The organism is Streptomyces sp. NPDC050759, assembly GCF_044456945.1.
Taxonomy (GTDB): Bacteria; Actinomycetota; Actinomycetes; order Streptomycetales; family Streptomycetaceae; genus Streptomyces.
This window is the reverse complement of the sequence record NZ_JBITGI010000034.1, coordinates 20,826-27,218: the sequence shown is the minus strand read 5'-3', so window position 1 is coordinate 27,218 and position 6,393 is coordinate 20,826. Positions and strand designations below refer to the sequence as shown.

Genomic DNA, 6,393 nt, shown 5'->3' with positions numbered 1-6,393 from the left:
GGTGGGGGGTGTCCGTCCTCGGTCCGGCGGCTCGGCTGCTTTGGCTGTGCTCGGTAACGGACGCCGGCCGCTGCGGGCGGACACCCCCCACCCCGGCCCCTTCGCGCCGTACGCGGCCAACGGCCCATCGTGGCGGGGGTGACTGCAACCCCCTAGGGGCGCGGGGAACTGCGCGACCAGCCCCCACCGGCCCGCAGCCGCCCGACAACCCCATAGGTGCCCCGCTGCAGGCGTGCCGCTCCCGACGGGGCGTCGGCAAAGGGGTCCACGAGGCGGGCGTAGTTTAGGGGTATGACGATGTATGGATCTTTTCCCGGCGCGCGGCCACGGCGGCTGCGGACCAACCCCGTCATGCGCCGTATGGTTGCCGAGACCCGGCTGCACCCCGCTGACTTCATCCTCCCGGCGTTCGTGCTGGAGGGGGCGAGTGAGCCGGTGCCGATCTCGGCGATGCCCGGGGTCGTGCAGCACTCTCGGGACAGTCTGAAGAAGGCGGCCGCGGAGGCCGTGGCGGCCGGGGTGTCCGGGATCATGCTCTTCGGGGTGCCGGAGGAGTCGAAGAAGGACGCTCTCGGGACGCCGGGCACCGATCCCGACGGGATTCTGCAGGTCGCCATCCGGGACGTACGGGCCGAGGTCGGGGACGACCTGCTCGTGATGTCCGATGTGTGCCTCGATGAGACCATCGATCACGGACACTGCGGAGTGCTCGACGCGCAGGGGCGTGTCGACAACGACGCCACCCTCGAGCGGTACGCCGAGATGGCCCAGGTCCAGGCCGACGCCGGCGCCCATGTCGTGGGGCCCAGCGGGATGATGGACGGGCAGGTCGGGGTCATCCGGGACGCGCTCGACCAGATCGGGCGGGAGGACGTGGCCATCCTGGCGTACACGGCCAAGTACGCGTCTGCTTTTTACGGGCCGTTCCGGGAGGCCGTCGCGTCGTCGCTGAAGGGTGACCGTAAGACGTATCAGCAGGATCCGGCCAACGCGCGGGAGTCGCTGCGCGAGCTCGCCCTCGATCTGGAGGAGGGTGCCGACATGGTGATGGTCAAGCCGGCCGGGCCGTATCTCGACGTGCTCGCGCGGGTCGCGGACGCCGTCGACGTGCCCGTCGCCGCGTACCAGATCTCCGGTGAGTACTCGATGATCGAGGCCGCCGCCGAGAAGGGCTGGATCGACCGGGACCGGGCGATCCTGGAGACGTTGACCGGGATCAAGCGGGCCGGGGCGCAGAACATCCTCACCTACTGGGCGACCGAGGTGGCTCAGAAGCTCCGCTGACGAAGCCGTCGGACGGCGTGTTGTGGCAACGGTTCGAGCTCGGTCCGGATACGGGCGGAGCTCGTTCCGGCCAACGTCCGGACAACGGCCCCCAGTTCGGGCGGTGATCTTCTGGTGATCTGTCCCGAATCCGGCCCTTGGTGGTGGTGGATTTGTCGGAGTCTGACAGGTGCGCGACTTGATGAGCCGTTTACATCCGTCGAATTGACGAGTTCTCGACATCCTCCATATCTTCTGCGCCTGGCCTGATCCATTCGGAACAGTTCCGAACGTCGATCCCTGGGGGACACCACCATGAACTACTTCCTCGATGTGCTGAAGAAGTACGCCGTGTTCAGCGGCCGCGCGCGCCGCAAGGAATACTGGATGTACGCGCTGTTCGTCGCGATCATCTATGCCGTGCTCCTCGGCATCGGTATCGCCGCCAAGATGGCGTGGCTCCCCATCATCTTCTACGTCGGCATCCTGCTTCCCAGCCTGGCCGTCAACGTGCGCCGTCTGCACGACACGGGCCGCAGCGGGTGGTGGATCCTGTTCGGGCTCGTCCCGCTCGTCGGCGGCATCACCCTGTTCGTCTTCTCGGTGCTGGACAGCGAGCCGGGCGACAACAAGTACGGCCCCAACCCGAAGGGCCTCGCCCCCGCGCACGTGTGATGCCGTAGCTCTGCTTCGAGGCCGCCCGGTCAGTGCCGGGCGGCCTTCTGGTTTTCCCAAGGGCTCACCGCGGCCGCCTTGTTCGTGGCCGGGCCCTCGTCGCGTACGCCCTGGCCGTCCTTGCAGCCCGTCAGTGTGGCGAGGACGGTGAGGAGGGTGAGGGCGGTCGTGGTGAGTCTGCGGGGGGTGTGGGGGTGGGTGGGCATGGGATCAGGCTGCGGGGGAGCGGGGGTGTTTGCCAGTCCTGGCGGGGGATTCGGGACGGTCTTGTGGCGGGGGCCGTGCTGACCTGCGGGGATGTGGTTTCCCGAGTCCCTTGCGTGGGATGCGGGACGGGGTATCTCGGGCACCGGGCACCATCAAGTCGCCCGGGGAGTTAGGTTCTTGACGATCGCGGTGGTTGGCCGACACATTTACAGGGGAGACGCCATGTCCGGTGACGCGCTGAGCCAGGATCCGGCCGAGCTGGCCAGGAGGATCGACACCACCAAGGCGCATCCGGCCCGCGTCTACGACGTCTTCCTCGGCGGCAAGGACAACTACCCCGCCGACCGTGAGGCGGCCGCCGCCGCGCTCGCCGCCAACCCCCGCGGCTACCTCGACGTACGCCACAACCGTGACTTCATGCGCCGGGCCGTCGACAGGCTGGCCGAGCGGGACGGCATCCGGCAGTTCCTCGACATCGGCACCGGGCTGCCCACCGCGGAGAACGTCCACCAGATCGCCCAGCGGATCCGGCCCGACGCGCGGGTCGTGTACGTCGACAACGACCCGGTGGTGCTGGCGCATGCCCGCGCGCTGCTCACCAGCGGACCCGAGGGGCGTACGGACTACATCGACGCCGACTTCAAGAGTCCCGCACAGATCCTCGAACAGGCCGCCAAGACCCTGGACTTCGACCAGCCGATCGCGCTCTGCCTGGTCGCGATCCTGCACTTCGTCGAGGACGACGAGGCCTATCCGATCGTGCGGGAGCTGGTGGAGGCCCTGCCCGCGGGGAGCCGGGTCGTGCTCAGCCATCTGACCGACGAGATGCATCCCGAGCCCACCCGCGCGGTCCAGCGGACCTACACCGAACGCGGGTTCACCTTCGTGTTCCGGTCCAAGGGGGAGGTGGAGCGGTTCTTCACCGAGGTGCCGGGCCTGTCGCTGGACGAGCCCGGTGTGGTGCCCGCGCATCTGTGGCACCCCGGGCCCGCGCCCGCGCCGCCGGCCATCGACGCCGAGGACTTCGCGTCCCTCGACGACATCGAGAAGATCCGTTACCGGGACATCAACGACGTCACGGACGACGACATCAACGTCTACGGGGCGACCGGCACCAAGGCCTGAGCGGGTGTTCCGGGGGAGCGGCGTCCGTATCGCGGAAAGGTGCTTGTAGGCGGCACTCAGTTCCTTAGGCTGCGCTGACCAGTCGTAGCAGTCAGCAGTCGAAGGAGCCGTGCCATGACGGTGCCCACGTTCGCTTCCGTGCCGCCGCTCGCCGCCCGGGCCCGGTCGGTCGGTGGGTCGCCCGTACGGGACATCCTCGCCGTCACCGCCCGCCCCGAGGTCATCAACTTCGCGGGCGGGCTGCCGGCACCCGAACTGTTCGACGCCGAGGGGATCGCGGACGCCTTTCGGGCGGTCCTCGAGGAGGTGCCCGAGCGGGCGCTCCAGTACTCGACGACCGAGGGTGAGCCCGTGCTGCGGGCCGCCCTGGCGGAGCGGATGTCGGTTCGGGGGCTGGTCACCGACGCCGACGACGTCCTTGTCACCACCGGGTCGCAGCAGGCGCTGTCGCTGCTCGCCACCGCGCTGATCGAGCCCGGGGATACCGTGCTCGTCGAGAGCCCCTGTTATCTGGCGGCCCTTCAGGCCTTCGGATTCGCGGGCGCCCGGGTGGTGGCCGTGCCGGGGGACGACGAGGGGCCCGATCCCGTGGCTCTGGAGGACCTCGTCGTGCGGGAGCGGCCCAAGCTGCTCTACACCGTGCCCACCTTCCAGAACCCGACCGGGCGGACGATGTCCGCGGGGCGCCGGGCCGCCGTCGCGTCCGTGGCCGCGCGGTGCGGGCTGTGGATCGTCGAGGACGACCCGTACGGCGAACTCCGCTTCGAGGGCGAGCGGGTGCCGTGGATCGCCTCCCACGAAGAGGCCCGCGACCGGGTCGTGCTGCTCGGGTCCTTCTCCAAGGTCATGGCCCCCGGGCTGCGGCTCGGCTGGCTGCGGGCGCCCCGCGAGCTGCGGCGGGCCTGCGCGGTCGCCAAGCAGGCCGCCGATCTGCACACCCCGACCGTCAACCAGCTCGCCGCCGCACGGTACCTGGCCGACCGGGACCTCGACGCGCATGTCCGGCGCGTCGCGGAGGTGTACGGGGAGCGGCGGGACGCCATGCTGGCCGGGCTGGCCGATGCCCTGCCCGAGGGATCGACCTGGACCCGGCCCGAGGGCGGCATGTTCCTCTGGGCCCGGCTTCCGGCGTCGTACGACACGACCGCGCTGCTTCCGCAGGTCGTGACGCGGGATGTGGCCTACGTCCCCGGCGCGCCCTTCTACGCCGGTGAGCCCGACCGCTCGACCCTGCGGCTGTGCTTCGTGACGCAGACGCCGCGGGAGATCGGGGAGGGGCTGCGGAGGCTGGGGGAGGCCTTCCGGGCGGTCCAGGTCCCGGCTTAGGCCCAGGCCCAGGCCTAGGGCGAAGGTCGGAGGGCCGGTGCTGCTGTGGTCGGCGGACGGCGGGCGGGTCGGCTGCCTACGGTGGAGGCATGGCCGATGACACTGTGCGGGACTCAGGGTTCGATCTTGATGAGTATCTGGCGCGGATCGGGTGGGAGGGCGAGCGGCGGGCCGACCTCACGACGCTCGCGGGGGTGCACCTGGCGCACATGCGCAGCATCCCCTTCGAGAACCTCGACGCCCTGAGCCGCAGCGCACCCTCCCTCGAACCCGGTGACCTGATGGCGAAGCTCGTGCGGAGCCGGCGCGGCGGGTACTGCTACGAGCACAACACGCTGTTCCTGCTCGCCCTGGAGGAACTCGGGTTCCGCGTGATCCGGCTGGCGGCCCGTGTCGTCCTCGGTGCGGACACCGTCGAGAGCCGGCCGCGTACCCACATGGCGCTGCTCGTGGAGATCCCCGGCGACCCGCAGCCCTATCTCGCCGACGTCGGGTTCGGGGCGATCGGCGCGCTGCTGGAGCCGGTGCCGCTCCGGACGGACACCGAGTTCCTCGACGCCGGGCGTCTTCACCGTCTGGTGCGCATGCCGCACCGGGGGCCGCTGGAGCTGTGGGTGCTCCAGGCCCACCATGAGGACGGATGGGCGGATCAGTACGCCTTCACCCTGGAGCCGTTCGAGCAGCCCGACTTCGAGGTCATCAACTGGCACATCGGGACCAACCCGCGCTCACCCTTCACCCAGCAGATCTACGTCCAGAGCGTCACCGCCGAGCGCCATCTCCTCCTCCACGGCAGCCTGCTCACGGAGACCCGTGCCGACGGAACCGTGAAGAAGCGGGAGCTGACCGACGAGGCGGAGGCACGGCGGCTCCTGGAGGAGGAGTTCGGGATCAGCGCGCCGGAGGGAGCGCGGCTGCTCCCCGGCTGACTCCGGTCAGTTCCACCAGGTCAGTTCCACCAGGTCAGTCCCACCAGAAGGTCCAGACCCGTTGTCCCAGCACCGCGTGTTCGGCGTACTCGCGCAGGGTTTGGTGATGCCCCTGGGTGATGTTGTCCGGGCAGAACGCGAAGTGCTCGGCGGCGACGGCCTCGGCCTCGTCCTTCGTCGTGGGCGGGGCCGCGACGGACAGCACCAGTTGGTCGAAGGTGAGCGCGAGCACGCGTATGCCGAAGCGGTCCTCCCAGGAGCGGAGGACCGCACAGAGGCGGGCCACGTCGTTCTCGTAGTTCATCGGTCCCGTCCAGCCGATGGCCGCCGGGATGTCCGCGCTGCGGCGGGCCGGGACCAGGGCGAGGCGCGGCTCCTTGAACCACGAGCCCTCGTCGAGGAGCGCGTCGGCCGTCTCGGCGGCGCGGCGGTCGGGGTCGATGCTCAGGGACGCGGGAGCCGGGGCGGGGCCGGGCCATGCCTCGTCGTAGGGGGCGATCGTCTCGTCGAGGTCGTCGGGCTCCTCGATCGCGTACGCCCAGTACTCCGCGAGCAGTTCCTCCGGGTCGTGGTCCCCGGGGTACGACATCTCCCCGGGCATCAACTCCCACTCGTCCGGCCCGCCCTGGCTGCCGCCGACCTCTATCAGCACCGGCAGCAGACCCGCTCGCGCGGCCGGGGTGCCCAGTGCGGTCCAGGCCCCGGAGGACGCCGCGTACTCGGCATGCCACAGCAACGGCTCGTGCCACGGACCGTCGTCCGTCTCGTCGATCAGTCTCCCGAGGGGGAGCCCGAGGCCGAGCGAACGCCCGCTCGGGTCTGCCGCCAGGGTGGGCAGCGGGTTGGGAAGAGTCGCCATGTCAGTGAC

Annotated in this window: 7 protein-coding genes; 5 read left to right on the top strand and 2 right to left on the bottom strand. The window is 70.2% G+C overall.

What is annotated here, in order from left to right:
• Window positions 1-291: 291 nt before the first annotated feature.
• Together hemB and ACIBJB_RS47100 are read left to right on the top strand one after the other, a co-directional pair.
• Complete coding sequence (gene hemB / locus ACIBJB_RS47105; RefSeq protein WP_398940328.1) at window positions 292-1,284, top strand: porphobilinogen synthase; 993 nt, start codon at window positions 292-294, stop codon at window positions 1,282-1,284.
• Window positions 1,285-1,578: 294 nt separating this feature from the next.
• On the top strand, window positions 1,579-1,938 hold the full coding sequence (locus ACIBJB_RS47100) for a DUF805 domain-containing protein (RefSeq protein WP_398940327.1): 360 nt from the start codon (window positions 1,579-1,581) through the stop codon (window positions 1,936-1,938).
• A 29-nt stretch (window positions 1,939-1,967) separates the two neighbouring features.
• Here ACIBJB_RS47100 and ACIBJB_RS47095 read toward each other — a convergent pair whose 3' ends face one another.
• Entirely contained in the window at window positions 1,968-2,144 is a 177-nt protein-coding gene (locus ACIBJB_RS47095) for a hypothetical protein (RefSeq protein WP_398940326.1), read from the bottom strand.
• Window positions 2,145-2,367: 223 nt separating this feature from the next.
• Here ACIBJB_RS47095 and ACIBJB_RS47090 point away from each other — a divergent pair, with 223 nt between their 5' ends.
• The 3 genes from ACIBJB_RS47090 to ACIBJB_RS47080 all read left to right on the top strand — a co-directional run bounded on the left by ACIBJB_RS47090 (window position 2,368) and on the right by ACIBJB_RS47080 (window position 5,525).
• On the top strand, window positions 2,368-3,270 hold the full coding sequence (locus ACIBJB_RS47090; protein WP_398940325.1) for an SAM-dependent methyltransferase: 903 nt from the start codon (window positions 2,368-2,370) through the stop codon (window positions 3,268-3,270).
• Between the two features lie 114 nt (window positions 3,271-3,384).
• Entirely contained in the window at window positions 3,385-4,596 is a 1,212-nt protein-coding gene (locus ACIBJB_RS47085) for a PLP-dependent aminotransferase family protein (protein WP_398940324.1), read from the top strand.
• A gap of 89 nt (window positions 4,597-4,685) precedes the next feature.
• Window positions 4,686-5,525: an arylamine N-acetyltransferase gene (locus tag ACIBJB_RS47080; protein ID WP_398940323.1), complete on the top strand. Its 840-nt coding sequence runs from the start codon at window positions 4,686-4,688 to the stop codon at window positions 5,523-5,525.
• Between the two features lie 34 nt (window positions 5,526-5,559).
• Here ACIBJB_RS47080 and ACIBJB_RS47075 read toward each other — a convergent pair whose 3' ends face one another.
• Complete coding sequence (locus ACIBJB_RS47075) at window positions 5,560-6,384, bottom strand: DUF4253 domain-containing protein (RefSeq protein WP_398940322.1); 825 nt, start codon at window positions 6,382-6,384, stop codon at window positions 5,560-5,562.
• Between the last annotated feature and the right edge of the window lie 9 nt (window positions 6,385-6,393).